Source organism: Mycobacterium spongiae (assembly GCF_018278905.1).
Lineage (GTDB): Bacteria > Actinomycetota > Actinomycetes > Mycobacteriales > Mycobacteriaceae > Mycobacterium > Mycobacterium spongiae.
The window spans coordinates 5,122,269-5,144,079 of the sequence record NZ_CP046600.1 but is presented as its reverse complement, the minus strand read 5'-3'; the positions used below and the strand labels follow the sequence as shown (position 1 = coordinate 5,144,079).

At 64.1% G+C, this 21,811-nt stretch carries 21 protein-coding genes; 10 read left to right on the top strand and 11 right to left on the bottom strand.

All coding sequences use genetic code 11. The features are described from left to right. The first annotated feature begins 1 nt into the window (after window position 1). The 7 genes from F6B93_RS20760 (at window position 2) to F6B93_RS20730 (ending at window position 7,666) form a co-directional block, all read left to right on the top strand. Window positions 2-826, top strand: a complete 825-nt coding sequence (locus tag F6B93_RS20760; protein WP_211696764.1) for a type III pantothenate kinase — start codon at window positions 2-4, stop codon at window positions 824-826. A gap of 120 nt (window positions 827-946) precedes the next feature. Continuing rightward, a complete protein-coding gene (gene lysS / locus F6B93_RS20755) occupies window positions 947-2,524 on the top strand; it encodes a lysine--tRNA ligase (protein ID WP_211696763.1) in 1,578 nt (525 codons plus the stop codon). Between the two features lie 114 nt (window positions 2,525-2,638). After that, a complete protein-coding gene (gene lsr2, locus F6B93_RS20750) occupies window positions 2,639-2,977 on the top strand; it encodes a histone-like nucleoid-structuring protein Lsr2 (RefSeq protein ID WP_211699641.1) in 339 nt (112 codons plus the stop codon). Window positions 2,978-3,314: 337 nt separating this feature from the next. Next, a complete protein-coding gene (clpC1, locus tag F6B93_RS20745) occupies window positions 3,315-5,861 on the top strand; it encodes an ATP-dependent protease ATP-binding subunit ClpC (protein WP_211696762.1) in 2,547 nt (848 codons plus the stop codon). A 210-nt stretch (window positions 5,862-6,071) separates the two neighbouring features. After that, a complete protein-coding gene (locus tag F6B93_RS20740) occupies window positions 6,072-6,281 on the top strand; it encodes a CbtB domain-containing protein (protein ID WP_211696761.1) in 210 nt (69 codons plus the stop codon). Between the two features lie 9 nt (window positions 6,282-6,290). After that, window positions 6,291-7,091: a CbtA family protein gene (locus F6B93_RS20735; protein ID WP_211696760.1), complete on the top strand. Its 801-nt coding sequence runs from the start codon at window positions 6,291-6,293 to the stop codon at window positions 7,089-7,091. Continuing rightward, on the top strand, window positions 7,088-7,666 hold the full coding sequence (locus F6B93_RS20730) for a histidine phosphatase family protein (RefSeq protein ID WP_211696759.1): 579 nt from the start codon (window positions 7,088-7,090) through the stop codon (window positions 7,664-7,666). Before F6B93_RS20735 ends, F6B93_RS20730 begins: the two co-directional genes overlap by 4 nt. A 5-nt stretch (window positions 7,667-7,671) precedes the next feature. Here F6B93_RS20730 and F6B93_RS20725 read toward each other — a convergent pair whose 3' ends face one another. Further along, window positions 7,672-9,039: a serine hydrolase gene (locus F6B93_RS20725; RefSeq protein ID WP_211696758.1), complete on the bottom strand. Its 1,368-nt coding sequence runs from the start codon at window positions 9,037-9,039 to the stop codon at window positions 7,672-7,674. Beyond that, window positions 9,011-9,328: a mycobilin-forming heme oxygenase MhuD gene (gene mhuD / locus F6B93_RS20720; RefSeq protein WP_211696757.1), complete on the bottom strand. Its 318-nt coding sequence runs from the start codon at window positions 9,326-9,328 to the stop codon at window positions 9,011-9,013. Before mhuD ends, F6B93_RS20725 begins: the two co-directional genes overlap by 29 nt. Before the next feature lie 25 nt (window positions 9,329-9,353). Here mhuD and F6B93_RS20715 point away from each other — a divergent pair, with 25 nt between their 5' ends. Next, window positions 9,354-10,133: an alpha/beta fold hydrolase gene (locus F6B93_RS20715; RefSeq protein WP_211699640.1), complete on the top strand. Its 780-nt coding sequence runs from the start codon at window positions 9,354-9,356 to the stop codon at window positions 10,131-10,133. Window positions 10,134-10,284: 151 nt separating this feature from the next. Then, complete coding sequence (locus F6B93_RS20710) at window positions 10,285-10,608, top strand: helix-turn-helix transcriptional regulator (RefSeq protein ID WP_211696756.1); 324 nt, start codon at window positions 10,285-10,287, stop codon at window positions 10,606-10,608. Window positions 10,609-10,695: 87 nt separating this feature from the next. Here the strand turns inward: F6B93_RS20710 and F6B93_RS20705 are convergent, their stop codons facing one another. The 9 genes from F6B93_RS20705 to F6B93_RS20665 all read right to left on the bottom strand — a co-directional run bounded on the left by F6B93_RS20705 (window position 10,696) and on the right by F6B93_RS20665 (window position 21,165). Next, a complete protein-coding gene (locus F6B93_RS20705) occupies window positions 10,696-11,613 on the bottom strand; it encodes a DUF6671 family protein (protein ID WP_211696755.1) in 918 nt (305 codons plus the stop codon). Between the two features lie 108 nt (window positions 11,614-11,721). Beyond that, window positions 11,722-12,333, bottom strand: a complete 612-nt coding sequence (locus tag F6B93_RS20700; protein ID WP_211696754.1) for a carbonic anhydrase — start codon at window positions 12,331-12,333, stop codon at window positions 11,722-11,724. Window positions 12,334-12,556: 223 nt separating this feature from the next. Then, window positions 12,557-13,168: a carbonic anhydrase gene (locus F6B93_RS20695; RefSeq protein ID WP_211696753.1), complete on the bottom strand. Its 612-nt coding sequence runs from the start codon at window positions 13,166-13,168 to the stop codon at window positions 12,557-12,559. 26 nt (window positions 13,169-13,194) lie between these two features. Next, window positions 13,195-13,518, bottom strand: a complete 324-nt coding sequence (locus F6B93_RS20690; protein WP_211696752.1) for a P-II family nitrogen regulator — start codon at window positions 13,516-13,518, stop codon at window positions 13,195-13,197. Between the two features lie 4 nt (window positions 13,519-13,522). Then, window positions 13,523-16,102: a DUF2309 domain-containing protein gene (locus tag F6B93_RS20685; RefSeq protein ID WP_246540890.1), complete on the bottom strand. Its 2,580-nt coding sequence runs from the start codon at window positions 16,100-16,102 to the stop codon at window positions 13,523-13,525. Then, the gene (locus F6B93_RS20680; protein WP_211696751.1) at window positions 16,099-17,682 is read right to left on the bottom strand and encodes a proton-conducting transporter transmembrane domain-containing protein; all 1,584 of its coding nucleotides are present in this window, start codon (window positions 17,680-17,682) and stop codon (window positions 16,099-16,101) included. Before F6B93_RS20680 ends, F6B93_RS20685 begins: the two co-directional genes overlap by 4 nt. A 303-nt stretch (window positions 17,683-17,985) precedes the next feature. Further along, on the bottom strand, window positions 17,986-18,474 hold the full coding sequence (locus tag F6B93_RS20675) for a flavin reductase family protein (protein WP_211696750.1): 489 nt from the start codon (window positions 18,472-18,474) through the stop codon (window positions 17,986-17,988). 25 nt (window positions 18,475-18,499) lie between these two features. Continuing rightward, window positions 18,500-19,786 carry a hypothetical protein gene (locus tag F6B93_RS20670; protein WP_211696749.1) on the bottom strand — a complete coding sequence of 429 codons (1,287 nt, stop codon included), beginning with the start codon at window positions 19,784-19,786 and terminating at the stop codon, window positions 18,500-18,502. Between the two features lie 161 nt (window positions 19,787-19,947). Further along, window positions 19,948-21,165 carry a LuxR C-terminal-related transcriptional regulator gene (locus tag F6B93_RS20665; RefSeq protein ID WP_211696748.1) on the bottom strand — a complete coding sequence of 406 codons (1,218 nt, stop codon included), beginning with the start codon at window positions 21,163-21,165 and terminating at the stop codon, window positions 19,948-19,950. A gap of 179 nt (window positions 21,166-21,344) precedes the next feature. On the opposite strand from F6B93_RS20665, the gene F6B93_RS20660 reads away from it, so the two are divergent. Then, window positions 21,345-21,791: a YqhA family protein gene (locus tag F6B93_RS20660; RefSeq protein WP_211696747.1), complete on the top strand. Its 447-nt coding sequence runs from the start codon at window positions 21,345-21,347 to the stop codon at window positions 21,789-21,791. Window positions 21,792-21,811 lie beyond the last annotated feature (20 nt).

Below are 21,811 nucleotides of genomic sequence, written 5' to 3'. Positions count from 1 at the left end.
CGTGCTGCTGGCGATCGACGTTCGCAACACCCACACCGTCGTCGGCCTGTTGTCTGGAGCAAAAGATCATGCAAAGGTCGTGCAGCAGTGGCGGATACGCACCGAACCGGAAGTGACCGCTGACGAACTGGCGCTCATCATCGACGGCCTGATCGGCGACGATTCCGACCGGCTCGCCGGGGCCGCGGCCCTGTCCACCGTGCCCTCGGTGCTGCACGAGGTGCGGATTATGCTCGGCCAGTACTGGCCGTCGATACCGCATGTGCTGATCGAGCCAGGGGTACGCACCGGGATCCCGCTGCTGGTCGACAACCCGAAAGAAGTGGGCGCGGACCGGATCGTGAACTGTTTGGCGGCCTACCACAGGTTCAAAAAGGCGGCGATCGTCGTCGATTTCGGATCGTCGATCTGCGTCGATGTGGTGTCGGCGAAGGGTGAATTCCTCGGGGGCGCCATCGCGCCCGGGGTTCAGGTGTCTTCGGACGCGGCGGCGGCACGTTCCGCGGCACTGCGCCGTGTCGAGCTGACTACGCCGCGGTCAGTGGTCGGCAAGAACACGGTCGAATGTATGCAGGCGGGTGCGGTGTTCGGCTTTGCTGGACTAGTCGACGGCTTGGTCGGCCGAATCCGCGAGGACGTGAACGGTTTCTCGGCCGACCGCGGTGATCAAGTCGCGATCGTGGCCACCGGCCATACCGCGCCGCTGCTGCTACCCGAATTGCATACTGTCGACCACTACGACCAGCACTTGACCCTGAACGGCCTGCGGCTCGTCTTCGAACGCAACCGCGACGCGCTGCGCGGTCGGCTCAAGCCCGCACGCTGAGGCGCTACTCGGCGAGATTGCCCGCGGTTCGTCAGCGGCCGCCGAGAGGTGGCGCGATGACCGGCGCGGCACCAGTGGCCGCAGTGTGGGCGCGGGCACGGTCATTTAAGCTGGCACGTCGTGAGTGCCGCGGACAAGGAAGCAGGAGTTGACCTTCCTGAGCAGTTGCGGATCCGCCGCGACAAGCGAGCTCGCTTGCTGGCAGCAGGTGACGACCCATACCCCGTCGCGATCGAACGCACCCACACCCTGGCCGAAGTGCGCGCCGCGCACACCGACCTGCCCGTCGACTCGGCGACCGATGACGTCGTCGGCGTCGCGGGTCGGGTGATGTTCGCGCGCAACTCGGGGAAATTGTGCTTTGCGACGCTTCAGGACGGTGATGGCGCCCAGCTGCAGGTGATGATCAGCCTGGACAAGGTCGGTCAGGGTGCTCTTGACGCGTGGAAAGCCGACGTGGATCTGGGCGACATCGTCTACGTGCACGGCACGGTCATCAGCTCACGCCGAGGCGAGCTGTCCGTCCTGGCCGACACCTGGCGGCTCGCCGCCAAGGCGCTGCGACCGCTGCCGGTTGCCCACAGGGAAATGAGTGAAGAGTCGCGGGTGCGGCAACGCTATGTTGACCTGATCGTGCGCCCCCAAGCGCGATCGGTTGCCCGCCGGCGGGTTGCCGTTATCCGCGCGATCCGGGCGGGGCTGGAGCGCCGTGGGTTTCTTGAGGTCGAGACCCCTATGCTGCAGACACTGGCCGGTGGCGCGGCGGCTCGGCCGTTCGTCACCCATTCGAACGCCCTCGACATCGATCTTTACCTGCGGATTGCCCCGGAGCTGTTCCTCAAGCGCTGCATCGTCGGTGGTTTCGACAAGGTCTTCGAGGTTAATCGCGTCTTCCGAAACGAAGGTGCTGATTCCACCCATTCCCCCGAATTCTCGATGTTGGAGACATACCAGACCTACGGAACGTATGACGATTCAGCACGTGTCACCCGGGAACTTATTCAAGAGGTAGCCGACGAGGCGATCGGAACCAGACAACTGCCGATGCCCGATGGCAGTGTCTACGACATCGACGGAGAATGGGACACGATACAAATGTACCCGTCGCTGTCGGCGGCGCTCGGCGAAGAGATCACACCGCAGACGTCGGTCGGCCGCTTACGGGAGATCGCCGATCGATTCGGCCTGGAGAAAGACGTCGGCCTGGAGAAAGATGTCGGCCTCGAGAAAGATGTAGGCCTGAAGAAAGACACAGTGATTACTGGAAACCGTGTCCTAGGTCACGGCAAACTTGTCGAGGAACTGTGGGAGCACACGGTGGGCCAGAGTCTGAGCGCGCCCACTTTTGTGAAGGATTTTCCCGTGGAGACAACGCCATTGACCCGTCAGCACCGGAGCATCGGCGGTGTGACCGAGAAGTGGGACCTCTACCTGCACGGTGTCGAACTGGCCACGGGATACTCGGAATTGACCGATCCTGTCGTGCAACGAGATAGGTTCGCTGATCAGGCCCGAGCTGCGGCTGCTGGTGATGACGAAGCGATGGTCCTTGACGAGGATTTTCTGGTAGCTCTTGAGTACGGGATGCCACCGTGCACCGGAACCGGAATGGGCATCGATCGCTTGTTGATGGTTTTGACTGGCCTGTCGATTAGGGAGACAGTTTTGTTCCCGATTGTTCGTCCTCACTCCAACTGAACTGCGCGTGTTGTGTCTGGATTGAATATTGTGCGTTCCTGTGGCAGATTGGTGCGCGGGGAGTATATCCGTACTGCACAGGAACTGCACAGGAAGAAACGCGAGGGTAAGCCAATGGCGAAGAAAGTGACCGTCACCTTGGTCGATGATTTCGACGGTGCGGGAGCCGCCGACGAAACGGTCGAATTCGGGCTTGACGGGGTGACCTATGAGATTGATCTTTCGACCAAGAATGCCGCGAAACTTCGCGGCGACCTGAAGCAATGGGTGGAAGCGGGTCGTCGGGTCGGCGGTCGTCGGCGCGGGCGTTCGGCCTCTGGCCGTGGCCGCGGCGCGATTGATCGCGAGCAGAGCGCCGCGATCCGGGAATGGGCTCGTCGCAATGGGCACAACGTGTCGACGCGTGGCCGTATCCCGGCTGACATCATCGACGCTTTCCACGCGGCCACCTAGGGGCCAGCTAGGGAATCGTCTACCGGCGCCCAGGCAAGCCTGGGCGCCGGTACTTTTCGTTTTCGCTGGTGGCGAACTGATCGCCAGTTGGTGCAGGAAACGTTTTGGTGGTTTTCCTCGTTATCTATTTGCCGCTGTTTGAACAGCGTCTTGAGCAGGGTTTCACCACGGTGCGCAACACTGGGGTGTGGCTTAACGGCTGGAGCCGCGAGGCACCGCGAGGTTAGGAACCCTGGCAGGGCGACCATTACAGTGGAGACCAGGTACGCATGGTCCGAGCTGGAAGGGTTCCGGGCCGACCACAGTGCCGAAGGCAAGGGAGAGCAGGTAGCCACCGATGTTCGAGCGATTTACCGATCGTGCCCGCAGGGTCGTCGTCCTGGCGCAGGAAGAGGCCAGGATGCTCAACCACAACTACATCGGCACCGAGCACATTCTTCTGGGTCTGATTCACGAAGGTGAAGGTGTGGCGGCCAAGTCCCTGGAGTCGCTGGGGATCTCGCTCGAGGGTGTCCGCAGCCAGGTCGAAGAGATCATCGGACAGGGCCAGCAGGCGCCGTCGGGACACATCCCGTTCACGCCGCGCGCCAAGAAGGTGCTCGAGTTGAGCCTGCGCGAGGCGCTGCAGCTTGGCCACAACTACATCGGCACCGAGCACATCCTGCTTGGCCTCATCCGCGAAGGCGAGGGCGTAGCGGCCCAGGTGCTGGTCAAGCTGGGCGCCGAGCTGACCCGGGTGCGCCAGCAAGTAATCCAGCTGCTCTCCGGCTATCAAGGTAAAGAGACGGCCGAAGCCGGTACTGGAGGTAGGGGAGGAGAGTCCGGCTCGCCCTCGACCTCACTGGTGCTCGATCAGTTCGGCCGCAATCTGACGGCTGCCGCGATGGAAGGCAAGCTGGACCCAGTCATCGGCCGCGAGAAGGAAATCGAGCGGGTGATGCAGGTGCTCTCCCGGCGGACCAAGAACAACCCGGTGTTGATCGGCGAGCCGGGCGTGGGCAAGACGGCCGTGGTCGAAGGGCTCGCGCAGGACATCGTGCATGGCGAGGTTCCCGAGACACTCAAGGACAAGCAGCTTTACACGTTGGATCTGGGCTCGCTGGTGGCCGGTTCGAGATACCGCGGCGACTTCGAAGAACGCCTGAAGAAGGTGCTCAAGGAGATCAACACCCGCGGTGACATCATTCTGTTTATTGACGAGCTGCACACGCTGGTCGGAGCAGGTGCCGCCGAGGGAGCAATTGACGCCGCCTCGATCCTCAAGCCCAAGCTGGCTCGTGGTGAACTGCAGACCATCGGTGCGACCACGCTCGACGAATACCGGAAGTACATCGAGAAGGACGCCGCGCTAGAGCGCCGCTTCCAGCCGGTCCAGGTGGGCGAGCCGACGGTCGAGCACACTATCGAGATCCTCAAGGGCCTGCGGGACCGGTATGAGGCCCACCACCGGGTGTCGATCACCGATTCGGCGATGGTGGCCGCCGCCACCCTGGCCGACCGCTACATCAACGACAGGTTCCTGCCCGACAAGGCCATCGACCTGATTGACGAGGCCGGTGCCCGGATGCGAATCCGCCGCATGACGGCGCCGCCCGACCTGCGCGAGTTCGACGAGAAGATCGCCGATGCCCGACGGGAGAAGGAATCGGCGATCGACGCCCAGGACTTCGAGAAGGCAGCCAGCCTGCGCGATCGTGAGAAGCAACTGGTCGCTCAGCGGGCAGAACGCGAAAAGCAATGGCGCTCAGGCGATCTGGATGTGGTCGCGGAGGTCGACGACGAGCAGATCGCCGAGGTGCTGGGTAACTGGACCGGTATCCCGGTGTTCAAGCTCACTGAGGCCGAGACCACGCGGCTGTTGCGTATGGAAGATGAGCTGCACAAGCGGATTATCGGCCAGGAGGACGCCGTCAAGGCTGTCTCGAAGGCCATCCGTCGTACCCGTGCCGGGCTGAAGGACCCCAAACGCCCGTCGGGTTCGTTCATCTTCGCCGGCCCTTCCGGCGTCGGTAAGACCGAACTGTCCAAAGCGTTGGCGAACTTCTTGTTCGGCGACGATGACGCGCTGATTCAGATCGACATGGGCGAGTTCCACGATCGGTTCACCGCGTCCCGGTTGTTCGGCGCGCCGCCCGGGTATGTCGGCTATGAGGAGGGCGGCCAGCTGACCGAGAAGGTGCGGCGCAAGCCGTTCTCGGTGGTGCTGTTCGACGAGATCGAGAAGGCGCATCAGGAGATCTACAACAGCCTGTTGCAGGTTCTCGAAGATGGCCGGCTCACCGATGGACAGGGTCGCACGGTCGACTTCAAGAACACCGTGTTGATCTTTACGTCCAACCTCGGCACCTCCGACATTTCCAAGCCCGTAGGTCTGGGCTTCTCCCAAAGTGGCGGTGAGAACGACTACGAGCGGATGAAGCAGAAGGTCAATGACGAGCTGAAGAAGCACTTCCGCCCGGAGTTCCTCAACCGCATCGACGACATCATCGTCTTCCACCAGCTGACTCGCGACGAGATCATCCGGATGGTGGATCTGATGATCGGCCGGGTCGCCGCCCAGCTGAAGAGCAAGGACATGGCGTTGGAGCTGACCGACAGTGCCAAGTCATTGCTGGCCAAGCGCGGCTTCGACCCGGTGCTGGGTGCTCGCCCGCTGCGGCGCACTATCCAGCGCGAGATCGAGGATCAGCTTTCGGAGAAGATCCTCTTCGAGGAGGTCGGGCCGGGACAGGTCGTCACCGTCGACGTGGACAACTGGGATGGCGAGAGTGCCGGCGAAGACGCGGTCTTCACCTTCACCGGAACCCGGAAGCCGCCGTCGGAGCCGGATCTGGCCCAGGCGGGGGCGCACAGTGCGGGTGGTCCCGGACCGGCCGGGACCTAGCCAGCCGGACGACGTCTCTTCATCGACGGGTCTCTTCATCGACCGGTCTATCCGTCGACCGCCGAGACCAGGCGGTTTACACTGACGGGTGTTGTGACGGGTAACGGAATCTGGTGAAACTCCAGAACGGTCGCGCCACTGTCGAAAGTCAGACCCGGTGCCCGGCGTCAGCATCCGAGCGGGACGCGAGATCCCCAGAAGGAGTGGACTGTGGCGAATTCCCAGATAGCACAAGTCGCAACGGTAGATCTGTCGGCGGCAAGCGCCGCGCTGTGGCTGGCGGCCACCGCCTTCATGGCACTGCTGGCGCTGTACATTGTCGGGATCGATCAGGGCGCAGTATCGCTGTTCGGCAACGACACGCACGTACACGAGTTCTTCCACGACGCGCGGCATCTGCTCGGATTCCCCTGCCACTAAGCCGCAGCCATGGAGAAGCGTCTCATCGCGCGCGGGGTGCTGGCCGGGGCGATGGGTGCCATGCTGGCGTTTGTCTTCGCCCGCCTGGTGGCCGAGCCCGTGATTGGCCGCGCGATCGAGTTTGAGGACGGTCGTACCGAAGTCGCGCACGCACAAGGCGTACACGACCATGGCATCGAATTGTTTTCTCGCGGCGTCCAGGCAAACGCCGGTTTGGGTTTTGGCGTGCTGGTTTTCGGCGTTGCTCTTGGGGCGTTGTTCGCGGTGTCCTTCTGCCTCATCTATGGCGTTTATGGGCCTACCAAAGGTGTGACAGCGCGGGCCTTGTCGATCCGCCTCGCTGCCGGCGCATTTGCGGTTGTGTACCTGGTGCCCTTCGTGAAGTACCCGCCCAATCCGCCGGCGGTCGGTCGAGCGGACTCGATTGGTTCGCGCACCGTGTGGTACCTGGTGATGGTGCTGGCGTCGGTGGTGCTGGCCTTGGGCGCGCTGTGGTTGGCTGGCCGGCTCGCTGCGAGACTCGGTGCATGGAATGCCGGCCTGACCGCCGTCGGCGCCTATGTCGCGGTAATTGCGGTGGTTATGGTTGTGCTGCCGACCGTCAGCGAGACACCTGGACCGTTGCGCGACGCTTCGGGGGTAATCATCTACCGAGGCTTCCCTGCCGACGTCCTCTACGATTTCCGGTTGGTTTCACTGGGGACCCAGGCGGTGCTGTGGGCAACTATTGGGCTGGTTTTTGGGATGCTCACCGGTCGGTTGCTGGGGGAGCGCGCCGACGCGGGGCGGGCGGCGAGCATCGCGGCGTGACCGACGTCGTCCGGCTGATCCTCGTGTCGCACGCGCAGACCGACGCGATGGCAGCTCCGCGCTTTCCTGCGGACGAACCGTTGAATGCCACCGGCCACCGGCAGGCGCAAGCCGTCGCTGCCCTTGGGCTCCGAGACTTAGGTGGCCAGGCGCGGCAGCTGGTCGGGCCAGAGCAGCGGGCACGCCAGACCGCGCAGCTGCTGGGACTGGCGGCTACGACGGAGCCTCGGTTGGCGGACCTCGACTGCGGCCGATGGCAGGGCCAAGCGCTCCAGGGTGTTCCTCCGGAGGAGCTGCGAGTGTGGCTTTGCGACCCGGCCCAGGCACCCCATGGCGGCGAGTCGATCGTGAACCTGATCGACCGGATAGCCGGATGGCTGGAGTCGCTGGAGTCGCTGGACCCGCTGTCGGAAAGCGCATCACGGACCGTGGCGGTGACGCATCCGGCGGTGATCCGCGCGGCGGTCCTGCTGGCGCTTGACGTTGGACCGAAGTCGTTCTGGCGCATCGACATCACACCTTTGAGCCGCACTGTGATGCACTTCCGGGGCCACCGCTGGACCCTGCGGCTCTAGGTGATCTATCGCGGTGCTATCAGCGCAAACACCTGTTTTGCCACTTGCAGCATCCAGCCGGTGACGGTGGGTCCATGGTCGCGGGGCCAGTTCAGTTGAAAGCTGACCACCCACGGCTGCTCCGTATTGTCGACGGCATACCAGCTAAACGTCAGGTCACCTGGGAGGCCGCCGGCTTTCGCGCCGATATAGGGCCAAACGCGGTGATCCAGGCGGATTCCGGCGACAGCGGAGAGGATCTGTCTGACGGGTGCGGCCGGGCCGACCGCGTCGGCCTGCAGGGCCGCGTGAACGCGGCAGATATCTTCAGCACTGCCATACCATTCCGCGCCGTAGGTCGAGGCCGGAGCGTGGGCGTGCTCCGGATCCGGTTGGTAAACAGTGTTGTTCGCTTGCTCCAGCATCTCGGCACGGCCCTGCTGCGTCGCATGCTTCCATTGCTCACGCACATCTGGCTTACCCCAGCCGATGGAGAACAGCTCGTACATCGTGGGGAAGGGTGTCATGCTATTCGGATCATGATGCCCGGCCGTAGCCAGAGCTTCTTCAATAGCGTGCCTACCCAGCCGCCCGATCAACAGGTCGGTGGCCATGTTGTCGCTGGTGGCGATCATCTTCTCGGCGGCCGTACGAACCGAAACCAGTGCCCCGGGAGGAAGTTCCAGGCCCGAGGAGCCGACAACTTTGCTCTTCTCGGTGACCGTGAGCAGGTCATCCCAGGACGCCGTTCCTTCCTTGACCGCAGTTGCGAGCGCGTGCAGCACATACAACTTGAAAATCGATGCTAGGGGCAGGGATTCACCGGTATTCGTGCCCGCTACCGGATCGCAACGGCCGTCGTCGACCTTGGCGACTTGGTACGAGTAGCGCGCACCGGTATTGCGCAACACGGTGTCCACGTCGTGCCACGAAGAAATCGACGGAGTCCGCGTTTCGACGTTGAACCGGTCAACTCGGCCCTCGTCATCAGTGTGAATGCGGATGTCGTGGCGGGCGCCCAACGAGGAGACGAGGTGCAGAGTGGCCACACTAGCGCCGATGTCTACAGCGTCGAGCTCAAAGGGTCGATCCCACCAGAGCTCTTCCATGGTGGTCTCGACAGAATCGACCTCGTCGGGTGCGGCCAGGGTGCGAACTCCGACCGGGCCGATCGGCCAGTCGGAGTTGAGCATGTCCATCGCCTGCTGGGCGCGTAGACCGGGAGGCGTTGCGGTGTCGATCCGGCTGACCGGGTTCGCCGCGTTCGCCTGCGGGGAAGGAGGGGACCCGCAACCCGATGCCGCTACCGCGATGAGCGCAGCGGTTGCGCTGAGGGCCAGCAGACGGCGCTGGGGCACGCGTGCGCTACCCAGTTTGGCCCGTCCCGGCAACATCGAGCACGACTTCGAACTCCAGCAACGACGCGCCGGTCGCGACCGGGTTGGCGCGGTGGCCGGCGTGGGCTTCGATGGCGGGCCCGTTCGCCCAGGCCTGGAACGCTTCGTCGGACTCCCAGTGCGTCACCACGAAGTAGCGGTCTTCGCCCTTGATGGGGCGCAGCAGCTGAAAGCCGAGGAATCCTGGAGAGTTCTCCACCGCGTGAGCGCGGTGGGCGAAGCGCTTTTCCAGCTCTGGGCCAGCGTCGGGGGGCACTTCGATAGCGTTGATCTTCACCACTGGCATGTCGCTAGGCTACCGTGCCCGCAGAATTGGGCGTATGCCCACTGAATTGTTGACTCCCCGCGGCGGCCAGGGCGGTCCGCTGGTGCTGGTGCACGGCCTCATGGGCCGAGGCACTACGTGGTCGCGCCAACTGCCGTGGCTGACCCAGCTGGGCACCGTCTACACCTACGACGCTCCCTGGCATCGCGGCCGTGGCGTTGACGATCCGTATCCGATTAGCACCGAGCGCTTCGTGGCGGATCTGCGTGAGGCGGTGTCCACGCTGCGGGCGCCGGTGCGGCTGGTCGGACATTCGATGGGCGCCCTGCATTCGTGGTGTCTGGCCGCCGAGTGTCCCGAGCTGGTTTCGGCGTTGGTTGTTGAGGACATGGCGCCGGATTTTCGGGGACGCACGACCGGCCCATGGGAGCCGTGGCTGCACGCTCTTCCTGTCGAATTCGCCTCGGCTGAAGAAATATTCGCCGAGTTTGGGCCGGTCGCCGGCCAGTACTTTCTGGAGGCCTTCGATCGCACCGCCACCGGTTGGCGGTTGCACGGCCATACTGCGCGGTGGATTGAGATCGCCGCTGAATGGGGTACTCGCGACTACTGGGCGCAGTGGCGGTCGGTCCGGGCGCCGGCACTACTCATCGAGGCCGGCGAGTCGGTTACACCGGCCGGCCAGATGGAGCTGATGCGTGAAACTGTAGGGCGTGCAAGCTATTTGCACGTTCCGAAAGCCGGGCATCTGGTTCATGACGAAGCACCACGCCGCTACCGCGGGGCGGTGGAGTCGTTTCTGGTTGGGTTAACTGGGCGGGGCTGAGTAGCCGACACTTGTGGGGCCGCTTCTGGCCGCGCGACCGGCCGACCCGGCTGGGCAATGGGCTGATGGCTAGCGCGCGGCGCGGATTTTTGGGCCGGTTAATCGACCAGAGAATCCTTTTACGTGAATCCTGATGGCATATGATGGTGGGGTGACCGTTGCCAAGACCCGGAGGGCGGCCGCACCGCCCCCCGTCGAGGCTGCTGAGCGCACGTGGACGTTCTTGACGAATCACGCGCGGGTGTTGTTGTGCGTGGCGACCGGTGAGTCCCTGACAACGCGCGAGTTGTCACTGCGAATCGGCATCACGGAGCGTTCGGTACAAGCGATCTTGACCGACCTGACCGACGAAGGCTACCTCATCAAATCGAAGGTCGGTCGGCGCAATGTATATGAGCTCAATCCGCAGGGCAGGCTTCGTCATCCGCTCGAGGCCAGCCACACGGTGGGAGAGCTTATCGCGGCGTTGTCTTGATCGCGCCACATTGTTCATCGACGCGTCACTAGCTTGACAACCGTAGGGGCTACCCAACGCGCTGCGGATTGTCTCTAGGTATTGCCTCTAGGGATTGCACTGTGGGCAGTAGCGAGGCTCTGCGCGGGCCACGACACGCGCAATGGTGTGGTGATAGGGGCAGGCGGGACACCCATGAACGTCGGCGGCGATAAGACTCGTGGGCCCACCGCAACCCTGGCACGGGAGCCCGTCTCGGGTCGCCACCTTGCCGTATCCGGGACATCCGCATTCGGGGCAGGGTGTGGCCAGGCGGCGAGCCAGTCGGCCCGCCAAACCGGCCAGGACATCGCGGCGGCTGGGGTTGTGATGTGCTCGTAGGTCCGGTTCGACCCAGGCCTGGTGGTCGTCGGCGGCGGCCGCCGCCGCACTGACGACCTCGATCAGGGTGGCGGCATCGGTGATCCCTTTGCCGAAGACTTGCACCCGCTCCTTGACGCTGGCCTTTACTGCGGCCCCCTGGCGCGGAAAACCGAAGCCTTGCGCCGCGCAGACGGCCGCATCGCCACCGCCGACGAGTATGGGCGCGCCGGGAGCGCCCGGGGTGTTCTCGCCCTCGACGACCTGGATCCCCCGGATGTCGTCGATGAACACCAAGATTTCTTCGTGCATCGCCAACATGCCAAACCACGTGTTGTAGCTGGCTTCGCTGGCCACGCCGTAGGGCACCGCGGCGACTCGCATGGCGAGGCGGGCTTTCGCCGCTGCCGCTTCCCGCGGCGCCAGCTTCCTGGGCGTTTCACCGGTGAAGGTGCCGAATTGATCAGTGTTGATTCCGGCCGGCGCGACGACGCGAGCCCCGAGCTCCGCCGCGAAAGCTGGCGCCACTTGGAGCTCTTTGCCGTGCATGGTCCCCATGGCGATTTCCGCCCCGGCATAGCTACCGTTCCTCGGGCGTTGCCCGGCCCTGTTAACCACATCGTCGTTAACCACATCGTCAACCAGATCGTTGTCGCAACTACTCATTGGGCCGGCTCTCCTATCGCTGGTCGCCCGCACGCGAAACGGGTGCCGGCCCGACGGGGATTCCCGCCGGGCCGGCACCGGTGTTTCGTGCATTGGCGCGCTTGGCTACTACACGCACTCCAATAGTGGTGCCTCGTTTTCCGCAACGTCGCCGAAGGTCGCGCAAACGCGAAGCCCGCCATCGGCATCCCGGACCAGGCACACAATCGCCGACTGTCCGCTGTCGACGGCCTTGGCGAGCGCCGCCGACTTTTGCAAGAGCGAGACGCCGGTGTGCACCGTGTGGGCGGCGGCCAGCTCGTCGGCATTGCTGATGCTTGCGTCCTGCCGCGCCAGCGAGAACATGGCGTGCTCGATGACTGCGCGAGTCGCTCCCTCCGGAATATTGACGTTGTTCCAGGCCTCCAACGAGGCCTCCATCGCCGAAGAGTTCTCGTGGCCGAGGATGACGATCAGCGGAGTCTTGAGTTTGTCGACCGCATATTCGACGGTGGCCAGTACGCCCGTGTCGATGACGTGTCCCCAGTTGCTGATGTCCATGAGCGAACCCCAGCTTTGACCGAACACCGCCTCGCTCGCTGTGCGGTCATCTGCGCAGCGGAACACCACCGCGAGGGGTGATTGGTCCCTCGTGGCCGCCTTCTGCCTCGACCGCGATGTGGCGTGGAAATGTTGGTTGCCCGCTTGCAGACGCTGCCAGGCGATTGACGGGTTGGACATGGTGGCTTCCTCTCTGATGGTGCTCGATGGTTGGGCCGTATACATGCGATACAAACTACGCGAGACAAAAGACCTATGTCAAGACTCATGAAATAATATTCGTGACATTGATGCCATGGTTGCGCGCGGGCGCGCCGCCGCAGCATTGGGCGGTGTAGCTGTTGCGCTCGATCGATGGGCGGCCGCCGACGCGAAGCTTGGCGGCTCGAAGAAAGTCGGACGGCTAGACGTATTCCAAGGGTCGTGGCGTGCTGTCCGCAACATTGCCGAAGGTGGCGCAGACGCGAATCCGGCCGTCGGCATCGCTGACCAGGCACACGATCGCAGAATCTCCGTGGTCGACTGCCTTGGTCAGCGCCGGGGACTTCTGCAACAGCGAGACGCCAGATTGCACCACGTGCGCGGCCGCCAGCTCCTCGGGGCTGCCGATGTCGCTATCCGGCCGAGCCAGTGACGATATCGCCTGTTCGACGACCGCGCGAACCGCTCCGTGCGGGATCCTGACGTTGGCCCAGGCATCCAAGGTGGTCTGCATGGCGGCGCACTGGTGATGGCCAAGGACGACGATCAGCGGCGTCTTGAGTTTCTCAACCGCGTATTCGGCGGTGGCCAACACGCCGGTGTCGATGACATGCCCCCAGTTGCTGATCTCAACGAGCGAACCCTCGCGTTGACCGAAGACAACCTCGCTCGCAGCGTCGGCATCCGCGCACCTGAACACCACCGCGGCAGGCGTGTGGCCGCTCGTCGCGACGTTCTGCGCCAACCGTGGCGTGGAGTGAAATTGGTGATTGCCGGCCTGCAGACGGCGCCAGGCGACTGACGGGTTGGACATGTGGACTTCCTTGCCTGGTAGCGGTTCTAGCTGAAGTACTCGGGTCGGCTGACGTAGGTGTCTGTCACAAACATGACCCCAGGTGTGTCGTCCAGCAGGCGGCGGAGGCCGGCGATCAGCGCCTCGGATTTCGCGTCCGGGACGACGGTGATCAACATCTCCAGTGTTGCCTGTTGATTGAACAGCAGCCGGCCTTGGTGGTAGCCGTGATGACCGAGCCCCGAGACGCCGGACACGCTGGTAAAACCGGTGGCGCCGCAGCCTTGGAACTGCGATCGAACCGCGTGCGCGTCCTCCCCGGCAACGACGACTTCGATCTTGGTCATCTTGGTCAATCCGTTTTGTGGCATCGCATTACCTCCTGGTCAGTTGAGTGGTGGTTACAGGTGCGGTTTCATCCCAGCTACGCCATCCGCTTCGGGTCCACCGCTGCCAGTCTTGGCCGGGGCGTTCACGGGCGGCGAGGCAGACCCAGTCGTTTCCAAAAAGATGCTGCAGGATCGGGTTACGGTCCACCAGCATGTCGATGCGCTCCAGCGGCGCCTGGACGACGGTAAGCAGGCGCATGGCCTGATGGCCGAACGATTCGCCATCGGTGAGTGACTGCCGAGGCAGGCCTAGCTGAAGGTCGCCGCCATGTCCCGCGAGCACGCCCACGCCGCCGACGACGTTGTGGATGGTCTTGGTTCCCGCTCCGAACATCTGTGGCGCCACGGTGGAGAAGTAATACTGGCAGTTGATCCACTGAGCCACCACCATAGGTGCGGTGAGGATGGTCTCCAACGCGCCGCCATCGGCGTCCACTTCGGCGTCATAGGAGTGCAGAAAGACGCGGCGATGCAGGTCGATTCCGCGGGTGATCGAGCGCGGCCCGACGATGAAAGCTGCATTGCCGGCCAGTCCCCATTCGGGAAAGACCTGCGCCCAGTCGACGGATCTGTTTTCGACGTGGCGAGACGCATGCCCCGGGCGGGGGGTGGCAGGGCCACCTGGTAGCCCTGGGCAGCGCTCGGCGGCCAGTTTCGTTCCGGCGACGCCGAGATCCGCGATGACTCGGTGCATGTCCGATCGATGGCTGCCCGGAACCAGATGCTCGTCCAAGATCGTGACCCGATCGGTGGCGGTGTCGTGCTGGGCGGCGACGAACACGGTGTCGTCCGGTATTGCTATGCCCTGAGTGCGCAATTGCGCACGGACTTCGGCGTCGTTGAGGATCGCGGCGGCGGTGCGGGCATTGGGACCGCCGGCCTGGCCGCCGCAGGCCCCGCAGTCCAGTGCCGCCTGATACGGATTGTTTTCGGTGACACTGCCGTGCCCGCAGAGCACGACCAGGCGGGCGAATCCCTTGGTCAGGCCCATGGTGGTCAGCGCCACCTCGGCGTACAGGGCGCGCTGGGTCAGTTCAACGGTGTCGTTGACCGATAGGACGGTCGGGGTTGGGGGGGCCAGCCGGTCGCGCAGACGCCGTCGCAGGGTGCCAGTTCCCCGTGGGCTTAGCGTCTTGGCCGCTGCCCATGGACCAGCGGCCCAGCCGGACAGTTCAGCCAATGCGAAGGGTGCGACCAGCGCCTGTTTGGCGGCCTGAAATGCCGCCTCGGCGCCGGCCATCATCATGCTGCCGGCCCGCAATCGCCGTGCCGCCGCGTCGGCAGATGGTGCCGGGCTCTCGCTGACGTCATGTTGCGGCCGGATGAGCACCGGGCACAGGTCGCTGGACTTTCCGCCGAGCATGCTGGTGAACCGAATGGCGACAGCGAAAAATCCGGCAAAGCCCAGTGTTTCGTACTGGCCCAGGGATTCGAAGTGGCGACGTAGGCCCTCGGATCGGGTGTCGATGCAGCACACGAGTTGGGCGCGAGGCCGCCGTTGGTCCTGGTTCGCCCTGGTGTCGGCCAACGAGCGCAGTAGCCCATCGCGGTAGTGTGCCTCATAGGCTTGCTGCCACACCATCTGCCGCGCGGTGACGGGCAACGCGGACAATACTCTTGCGGCAGAACTTAATTCGTTGTCGTTGATGTTGTCCAGCCCCCACGTTCTGGCCAGCGCGACGGCTCGTTCGCGGGCCGAGGGGATGCGTGGCCGGGCTGTCTCTACCGACTCCGGCGGTGCAAAGGAACTGTTATGGGACAACAACACTGCTTCGTACGTCAACCGCATCGCGAGATAGTCCAACAAATCGACACCGGTTAGCCGTTCGGCGGACCAGCGGACGTGGGCCGCCCACCCAGGTAGCTGCGTCAAGTGGGCTTGCAGATAGGTGATGCGGTCGTCCTCGGCTACCCCCAACAGGTGCAGGGCTTGCAAGGCGGCGTCATCGGCGCGCTCGGGCACTGCTCGCAGCGAGGCGCGGACCCTTCGGCTCAGCTTGTAGTCGCCGGCCGCCAGTGCCCGCCAGGCGGGGTAGAAGCCCTTGTGGTGGTCGGGCATCGGCCAGCCCGCTCCGGGCGATCCGAAGTAGGCTGCGCACCACTGAGCAGCCCGAGCGTCAACCTGCTCAGCTACCTGTGGCGCCGTCTGCTCGCTGCGGGTCTTGTTGCGCCGCCATGGTTTTGGGGCGGTGGTGCCGTTGAGAAGGTCGGCACGTAGCAGTTCGGCCGGTGTCACGGTGTGTATCCCCATTCGAATGGCCGGACCATCCACCAAAGTGGGGTAGCGCAGCCGCAGTGTCGACTCGAGGTCGGCATCGTTGATCCGCCCGCCGTGATACAAGTCGCGGTAGGTTGTCTCGTCCAGTAGACCTGCGATCCCGTAGAGGTCACCGGCACGCCGAACTGCCTGCTCGAAGGGCATCGACTCCAGTCCGGCCAGCGGGTTGACCGCGATGAAGGTCTCCAGTGGATAGTGCGTCGGGATCACCCGGGCGGCCAGGTTAACCTCACTGCGCAACTGCGCGCGGCGGGTATCGGTCGACACGTGTTCGGCCACGGTGGTCACTTGCGGGCTCCTGTCAGTTGTTGAGTCAGCGGGTGGTTGCTCGGCATGGCGTGTGGCCGGGTCGCTGGGACATAGCCGGCGACAAGCGCTTTGGTGTAGAGGACCCGTTGCAGGCGTGCCGTCCGCCCGCTCGGTGGAGCCTGTCGCAGGAGGGCCAACGCGCCCAGGATGACGGCGACCGCGACGATGCCCAGTGACGATGTCGACGGTACGTTGACCGGCGGGAGATCAGGGGCCAGAAATCCGGTCACCGCGCCGACCAGCGCTACGGCTGCGATGGCCCCCACGAGCAGCGCCCCGGCTCCGATGAGCACCGCCGGAACCCCGGGGCTGCGCGCCAACCAGCCGGTCAGCGCCGCCACGGCGGTCGCCCAGGTGAAGACGAGCAATGCCTGCGCCGATCCGTGCTCTCCATGCGGCAGGTGGACCACTGTGCTGGCGATAAACAGCGCCCCGGCGGGCAACAGCAACCCGGTGAGTTGGATCGCTGCCCGTCGCGCCGTGGTCAGCGGTTGTGCGGTTGGGCGGGAGGCCTTTTGGCGATGTTTGGCTATGACCGAGCCTGACGATAGGAACAGGGTGGCCTTGTACAAACCGTGGCCCACTAGGTGGAACACCGCCGCCGCTGAGAGGCCCAGGCCGCAGGTCAAGATCATGAAACCCATCTGAGCCATCGTGGAATTCACCAACGAGCCCTTGATGTCAGACTTGGTGAGCATCACGACGCCGCCGTAGACCACGGTCAGCGTGCCGGCGACGAAGGCCAGGCCCATCGCGACAGCGGATCCGCTGACGATGGGGCTCAGCCGCACGAGCAGGATGCCGCCGGCGTTGACCACACCTGCGTGGAGCAGCGCCGAGACGGGCGTCGGCGCTGCCAGTGTGGCTGGCAGCCAGCGGTGAAAGGGAATCTGCGCCGACCGAGACAGCGCTGCCACGACGATCAGCCCAGCCACCGCCACTAGCGTGAGTGACGAGTCGTCGAATCTGCCGGGGTCCATGTCGAACAGGCTTATGTTGCCCCACTGCACCGTCAGCAAGCCGACCGCCAACCAGAGCGCCAGGTCTCCCAGCGCGAACGCGGCCGCCGTTCGATACACACCATCGCGAGCGGCGGGCAGCTCCCAGAAGGTGGCCAGCAGCAGGCACAGCGCGGTGCCGGCCAGCGTCCAGCAGACCGCCAGTCCGATGAGGGTCCCAGAGGTCATCAGCCCGGCTGAGGCCGCGGTGAGGAGGCCGGTGCCGGCGGTGAACCATGCCGATCGGCTGTCGCAGGCCAGGTAGCGCAGGGCGAATATCTGCACGACCGTGCTGACCCCGTACACCAGGAGTAGCAGTACCGCGCCAAGGCGGTTAGCCGCGACCTGGGCTATCAGGGTTCCCTGGTCCGATTGCAGGGTTGCCGATACGGAGCCGTGGACTGCGACGTGCAGTGTTATCAGGCATACGAAGACCAAGCCCGTACCGGTGGCCGCGGCACCGAATCGACCCACGATGTGGGGATGGCGCGAGCCGGCCAAGAGCGCTACGAGCGCTGCGAGCAGGGGCAGTGTCAAGACACCGACGAGAACGGCGCTCACTGGTCATCACCGCCAGTTGCGGCCGTTGGAAGCGAGTTGCACATGCGTCGGAGACTACGCGAGAAAAATTACCTCTGTCAAATATCATGAAACGGATTTCACATGTTGTCTGCTTGCCAGACCTATGGTCGTACGGCCGACGAGCCCGGTTCCGGGTGTGCTGACCCGGGGCTGGGTACGGCCAACGCAAGCCGCCTGAACGCATTCAACCGCAAAGCAGTTGGGGTGCCGAATGCGGGCTGATCGACTGGCGGTGCGGACATCGCGACTTCGCACGCATCATGGGCGTCTCGAGACCAGCGGTCAATGTGGCAGTAAGCTCGTGAAATTGCCGCCGCAGTACACCAGCGGGTTGCCTAGCTCGCCGAGTCGGATCTCGTGGATGACACCGATAAGCACATGGTGGGTGCCTGCCTCTACCACACGGTCGAGCTGGCAGTCGAAGGACACCAGGCTATCGGCCAACGCTGGGGTACCGCTGGCAAGTGTCACCCAGGCGCCTTCGTCGAACTTGGCGGTTCCGCTGACTCCATCCATCCCGGCGAATCGCCTTGCTAGCGAATGATGTTGCTGACGTAGCAAGTTCAGGCAGAACGACCGATTCTGCCGGATCGCGTTGCCGGCCACGAGATTCTTGTTGACGCAGCACAGCACACTAGGCGGATCTGGTGTCAGGGATGTGACCGCTGTTGCGGTGATGCCCAACGGTCCCGCGGTGCTCTGCGTGGAGATGATGCTGACTCCGGCCGCCAACCGCCGCATGCCCCTGCGGAATTCGTCGTATCCGATCATGGAAGACTCCGTTGTGAGTCCGCGTCTATGCGGCCGACCGCCACATTCGGATGCCGGCCGAGTGTGGGTATGCCATCGCGATGGGGACGCTGATCCGCAGGAGGTAGTCGGCGACCGTGGCGATATGGTTGGTTTCGATCCACCACAGAAAGTTGTGTCGTCGCCAGCGGCGAAGTGCACGTCGAATTGCGCGATCCGGATCGTCGCCCCTGGCAACGGCTTCGGCGCCGAGGACACCGCCAATAGCCGCCGAGACCATGCCGTCGGCGTAGAAGCACGGCGCCCCTCCCGAGTACATCCGTTTGAGGTCAAGGGTGCCCGGTTGCGACGGTGCCGTCTTTTCCCACGGCGCGGCCGGAACACAGCAACGCCCCAATGTTTCCTCGGGGTCGTCGGGGGTCATTCCCATTGCCGCGGCGAGCCCGTAGAGCTCGTCGGTCATCGTGTCTAGTTCGCGCTGCTTGTCGAAGCCGGAGTCGCTGTTGACGACCCGCGCGATGATGCCGTACCAGGTCGAGCGCGGGGACTCTGGATCGCTGAACGGTGTGTAGTAGCCGACGTCGATCGTTCCGTCGCGTCGGATCAGGGGCGCAATGGCCGTATCGTGCTGGGCCGGTGCGCTGGGCCCGGACGCGGTCGTGATCAGCGGAACTTGCACGGCCAGCACCATGCGTCTAGGCGGGGCGGATTCGCCGCCCAGCAGGGTCGGTTGCGTGGTGGCGTTGACCAGCAACGGATTACGCCCGAGAGCGAAACTCCGCAGTTGCGCCCGCGACGCCACCTTTTCGTTGATGACAGTGACGGCACGATTGGCCAGCAGCTCCGAGATACCGCCCACCAGGCGGGTATTGCGGATGCCGTAGACAATCGGTTCGGCGCGGCCGCGGCGACCACCTTGCCACGCGCCGGTGCGAGTGAACCGCCAATGGTGGCCGTCGGGAACCGCCATCGCCGCCGTCTGCCGGTGAGCCACCGGCGCTGGACCCGGAGCCGCGATCTGCGCCAATAAGCCCGCATGATCGGTGCCCAGCGCCGAGGCGATGAAGTCGGCCGCCAGGCCGCGCAGGCTCACCCCGTTGATCAACCGCCGTGACTCGTTGTTCGGCGGTGCCACCATCGTCACCCGGCCTTCAAACCGAGGGTGTTTGGCCAACTGCGCGGCGAAAACCTGGGCTCCGATGCCATTTCCCGCGATCACAGCGCAGTCGTAGGCGCTGTGTCCCGAGCCCGAGACATATCGCTTGATGTAGTGATCGACGTTCTCGTTGCGGCTGCGGGTTCTTACATCAGCTTCATCGACAACGACAGACATTGTGTGCTCCTTCGGAAAAGATGATGCATAAGAGCGCTTTTGACGCTGCGGGCGGTTGAACTCGATAGTTGGCACCACGCCAGTGGATGGCAACGGAGTTCGGCGAAGATCAATCCGAAGGGAGACGGCTATCCCTCTTTAGGGATACCTGACATCAACGATCACCGCGACGTGCAGCGGTGGTACATGGCAACTGCCTGACCCCGATTACCCACATTGAGCTTGCGCAGAATTCGCTTGACGTGGGTCTTGACGGTGCCCTCGGCGACGAAAAACCGTTGCGCGATCTCGACGTTGGTGGCCCCCGTCGTCATGAGTTCCAGAACTTCCATCTCCCGGCGCGTCAGGCTGGCCAGGGCCTGGTGGCCAATCTGGCGTACGGAGGTGGCAGGTGTTCCGACCCAGCGGTGTGGCTCCGTGGTAGTTGCGCACGCCGTTGGGGACGCGTCGGTGAGAACGGTGGACTCGCCCGCCAGCATCGCCAGGTCACGGTTGGTGTCGCGGATGAGCTCCGACAGGGCGGCGCGCTGCGATCGCAGTTGCTCGGCGGTGAACGCACGCTCAAGTGCTCGGCCCAGTGAGCTGGCGAAGACCGCCGCGGTGTCACGGTCGCCAGCATCAACCTCGCGACCCCGAAAGTACGCGTCAAGGTGCAGGGTCACGGTGACCTTGCCGTTGACGAGCACCGGAATCGCGACGTAGCTCGAGGTGCGGATCCGGTGCACGATCGGTTTGAAGGCTTGCGGGTCGTGCAAGGTATCGGTCATCAACGCCGGCAAGCGGCGTCGAACCATCTCCGCCTCCAACGGTCGGGCGCTGAGATCGACCGGATGCACCTCGGCGTGCGCGTGGCACTGCGCGGCCCACTCGTCATGGTCGGTGAAGTACGTCGACGCCGCATGCAAGTATCCGTTGCCCATCCGGAAGATCATCGACCGATCAAGCCCACATACCCGGCAGGCAACAGCAGCGGCGCGCTCGAGGACGGCGTCCACATCGAGCTGGGAGCCGAGCATTGAGTCGCTACGTTGAGCCGCGGTAAGGATGCGGATGCGTTCGTCGGCCATGATGAGTTGCTGTTCGCTGCGACATCGTTGTAGCTCGACGACCAACTCGCACATGGCGATCAGCTCCGAGCTTGCGGCCTGGTTTGACCGCATCTTGCCGAGCAACCGATCGATTACGACGTCGGTGTACTCGCCAACCTCGGCCAGCAGCCGACCGGGCATCGACGGAGCCCATGCGGGCACGTCGACCAGGTCCCTAGCAGCAGTCAACGCACGAGACAGCCGCGCAGCCGTCTCGTGCGCCCGTCGTCCGAGGTCATCGACTTCCGAGGCCTCATGCGCTCGGCGCGCGACCGCCAATTGGACTGGCATCTGACCCGCCACCACCTCCCAGCCCAGTCTCCGCCCGCCCACTTGTGGCGGCAAGTGTGTCCCCCAAAAGGGGGACGAACCCGCCATCCTGGGGACTACGTGCCGGTTGGGTGCGCTTCGTGGGCCGAAGTTCTCACCCGCTGGCTCTCCGGCCGGGCGCCAGTGCACAATGACAGACCGTGCGATCGGCTTTTGAACGCCTCCGGTTCTTCACTGTTATCGCCGTGTGCGGTTTGTCGCTGACGACTGTCGTCACCTTGATCTGGGCTTCGGGGCGAGCGGTGGATCTCATCGTGGTGCTCGCTCGTGGGGGCTGGCGGCAGGATTCTGCGATCGTCAGCTTGCTCGAAGTTGTTGACCTGTTCTTGGTGGCGACGGTGCAACTCATTGTGGCCTTAGGCCTCTTCGAACTATTCGTCGCGGATCTTCACCTGCCCGACTGGTTGACAGTGCGCAACCTCGGCGATTTGAAACGGCCGATTATCCAGGTGCTTGTCGTCGTCATCGTGATCAAGTTCGTCGAGCGCATGTTGCTGACCAACGCGCTGGACACCTTGTACTACGGGGCCGCAACCGCTGTGGTGATTATTGCTCTGGCTGTGTTTATCCGCTTCGGCGAGGAATAGGCCCCAGTGACCGTGCGCGG

Excerpts from the sequence above, each read along its gene's own strand:
- lsr2 (WP_211699641.1), top strand. The coding sequence starts at position 2,639 with ATGGCGAAGAAAGTGACCGTCACCTTGGTCGATGATTTCGACGGTGCG.
- clpC1 (WP_211696762.1), top strand. The coding sequence starts at position 3,315 with ATGTTCGAGCGATTTACCGATCGTGCCCGCAGGGTCGTCGTCCTGGCG.
- F6B93_RS20735 (WP_211696760.1), top strand. The coding sequence starts at position 6,291 with ATGGAGAAGCGTCTCATCGCGCGCGGGGTGCTGGCCGGGGCGATGGGT.
- F6B93_RS20725 (WP_211696758.1), bottom strand. The coding sequence starts at position 9,039 with ATGTTGCCGGGACGGGCCAAACTGGGTAGCGCACGCGTGCCCCAGCGC.
- mhuD (WP_211696757.1), bottom strand. The coding sequence starts at position 9,328 with ATGCCAGTGGTGAAGATCAACGCTATCGAAGTGCCCCCCGACGCTGGC.
- F6B93_RS20705 (WP_211696755.1), bottom strand. The coding sequence starts at position 11,613 with ATGAGTAGTTGCGACAACGATCTGGTTGACGATGTGGTTAACGACGAT.
- F6B93_RS20700 (WP_211696754.1), bottom strand. The coding sequence starts at position 12,333 with ATGTCCAACCCGTCAATCGCCTGGCAGCGTCTGCAAGCGGGCAACCAA.
- F6B93_RS20695 (WP_211696753.1), bottom strand. The coding sequence starts at position 13,168 with ATGTCCAACCCGTCAGTCGCCTGGCGCCGTCTGCAGGCCGGCAATCAC.
- F6B93_RS20690 (WP_211696752.1), bottom strand. The coding sequence starts at position 13,518 with ATGCCACAAAACGGATTGACCAAGATGACCAAGATCGAAGTCGTCGTT.
- F6B93_RS20675 (WP_211696750.1), bottom strand. The coding sequence starts at position 18,474 with ATGATCGGATACGACGAATTCCGCAGGGGCATGCGGCGGTTGGCGGCC.
- F6B93_RS20670 (WP_211696749.1), bottom strand. The coding sequence starts at position 19,786 with ATGTCTGTCGTTGTCGATGAAGCTGATGTAAGAACCCGCAGCCGCAAC.
- F6B93_RS20665 (WP_211696748.1), bottom strand. The coding sequence starts at position 21,165 with ATGCCAGTCCAATTGGCGGTCGCGCGCCGAGCGCATGAGGCCTCGGAA.